At 28.6% G+C, this 2,780-nt stretch carries 3 protein-coding genes; all 3 read right to left on the bottom strand.

Annotation, left to right across the window (positions count from 1 at the left end):
- Positions 1-312 (bottom strand): UvrD-helicase domain-containing protein (locus HZY83_RS01040; RefSeq protein WP_179942262.1); only part of this gene is annotated, 312 nt, incomplete at its 3' end.
- Between the two features lie 207 nt (positions 313-519).
- Positions 520-1,599, bottom strand: a complete 1,080-nt coding sequence (gene recA, locus HZY83_RS01045) for a recombinase RecA (RefSeq protein ID WP_179942263.1) — start codon at positions 1,597-1,599, stop codon at positions 520-522.
- A gap of 3 nt (positions 1,600-1,602) precedes the next feature.
- Positions 1,603-2,517 carry a fumarylacetoacetate hydrolase family protein gene (locus HZY83_RS01050; RefSeq protein WP_179942264.1) on the bottom strand — a complete coding sequence of 305 codons (915 nt, stop codon included), beginning with the start codon at positions 2,515-2,517 and terminating at the stop codon, positions 1,603-1,605.
- Positions 2,518-2,780: the final 263 nt, after the last annotated feature.

Here is a 2,780-nt window from a genome sequence, read left to right on the forward strand (position 1 = left end):
ATTTAATAATTCTATATGTTCTCTTAATATTCTAACGCACATTGAATGAAATGTATGAATCCAAATATATTTCGCATTACTACCCAATAATGAATATATTCTTTCTTTCATTTCTTTTGCAGCTTTATTTGTAAAAGTTATTGCTAGTATGTTATTTTCATATATATTTCTTTCTGAAATTAAATAAGCTATTCTGTGAGTTAATACTCTTGTTTTCCCACTACCTGCGCCTGCTATAATCATTACAGGGCCGTCTGTTGTCAAAATAGCTTCTTTTTGATTATCATTCATATTTTCAATAAATATTGACATTTTCTGCTCCTATATTTGTTATTAATATTATTTTATCATAATAATAGATATTCAAATAATAATTGAATATCATAGATTAAAGGTGATAAAGATCTAACTCCTTATCACCTTCAAAATAGAAATTATACAAACATATAAATTCCTGCAATAATTCCACTAGCAATTATGGAAATAACCATTAGCCATATCACTATTTTAAATAATAATTTACCCATTATTTTCTTCTAATCTTTCTATTTTTTCTTCTGTTATTTTATTTTTATCTTGCAAAAATACTGAACGAACGTTCTCATAAACTTCATCAAAAAGTTCTTTGTTTTCTTTTAAAACTTTTTTGGCTGCTTCTCTACCTTGACCTAGTTTTTCTCCTTCATAAGAATACCATGCTCCAGATTTTTTGATTATATCGTATTCTGCAGCAATATCTAAAACTTCTCCAAATATAGATATACCTTCTCCATACATAATGTCTACTTCAGCTAATTTGAATGGTGGAGCAACTTTATTTTTTACTATTTTAATTTTTGTTCTATTTCCTAAAATTTCAGAACCATTTTTTATAGCATCTCCTCGACGCACATCTACACGTATAGTAGAGTAGAATTTAAGAGCACGCCCTCCAGTAGTTACCTCTGGGCTTCCGTACATAACTCCTACTTTTTCACGTAATTGATTAATAAATATAGCTATAGTATTTGATCTATTAATTATACCTGTAAGTTTTCTTAGTGCTTGTGACATAAGTCTAGCTTGTAATCCTATGTAGGCATCTCCTATTTCGCCTTCAATTTCTGTTTTAGGTACCAAAGCAGCTACAGAGTCTATTACAACTATATCTATGGCGCCAGATTGAACAAGTTTTTCTGTAATATCTAATGCTTGTTCTCCAGTATCAGGTTGTGACAAGAAGAACTTTCCAGCAGAAAAATCAACACCTAATGCTTTTGCATATTCAGGATCTAAAGCATTCTCAGCATCTATAAAAGCTGCGATTCCTCCTTGTTTTTGAACTTCAGCTATTGCATGTAACGCTACGGTAGTTTTTCCTGATGACTCTGGTCCATAAATTTCTACTATTCTTCCTCTAGGGTATCCCCCTACTCCCAAAGCTTTATCTATAGCTAACGATCCAGAAGAGATAGTTTCTACTTTTATAGCTGTATCTCCTTCAAGGTCCATAATCGCACCTTTTCCATAATTTTTTTCAATTTCTTTTATGGCATTTTTGAGCGCTGTTGATCTATCTTCTATATCGTCTTTTGTTTTAGTCTTTTTTTCTTTAGCCATTTTTTATTCTCCTATTATTGTTGTCAATGTTCCTATTCCTTCGATAGTGATTTTTATTTCATCACCTTCTTTTAGGTATTGTGGTGGTTTCATTGCAGATCCTATTCCTGCTGGTGTTCCAGTTGATATAATATCTGCTGGCTCAAAAGGAATAAATTTACTTATTTCTACTAATAAATCATCAATTCTAAATAACATCTCTGATGTCATTGAATTTTGTCTAATTTCTCCATTAACTTTAGTTACAATATTCATTGATTCTGGAGAGTAAAACTCGTCTTTTGTAACTAAATATGGTCCTATTACAGCAGATTTTTCTAATGATTTTCCTAAGAAAAATTGTCCACGATTATACTGAATATCGTTAGCTGTAATATCATTCATTATTGTATATCCAAAAACATAATCCAACGCTAAAGGTTTGATAATATTTTTACCTGATTTAGCTATTACAACAGCTAATTCTCCTTCATAATCCAGTTGGCTAGTTACTTCTTTGTGAGAAGGCACCACTTCATTATTAGCTGCTATTGATGTTGCAACTTTTGTAAATATTACAACATCTTCAGGAGTTTTTACACTATCTTTATCAATTTCCTCTATTAGTGCTGGATAATTATGTCCTACGCAAAATATATTTTTTGGTGTTCTAGTTATAGGAGCACGCCAAACTATTGCATTTAATGAAATTTTATATTGTTCTTTATTAGGTAATTTATCAACTTCATTTAAAACTTTTCTAACTTTTTCAATAAAGTCAACGCCATATATTTCTATTGCTTCTCTCAAAGTAGCAGGAATAACTTCTTCATTGTCAAATTCTTTAAATATTTTAATTAAATTCCATGCTTTTTCTTCTTTCTTTACCTTAACTCCATACAATTCTAAACCTTCGTAATTAAAAGATAAAAATTTCATTTTGTCCTCCTTATTATCTTTTCATTTTTGTTTATTATATCATAATTATTATATTTCTGCTATACATAATCATCAAAAAATTCATATTTCCGTAAAAATAAAATAGAAACATTTTCCCCTATTTTATTAAATATTGCATTAATATAAAATGTAATAATTTATTATTTTATTTAAAATAAACTAAAATAATATAATATAAGTAAAAATTTAAATATTTTTGACATTAAATAATGAAAACGCTATAATATAATTAAGATAAGTCT

The sequence above is a fragment of the Gemella sp. GH3 genome (assembly GCF_013415425.1).
GTDB lineage: Bacteria > Bacillota > Bacilli > Staphylococcales > Gemellaceae > Gemelliphila.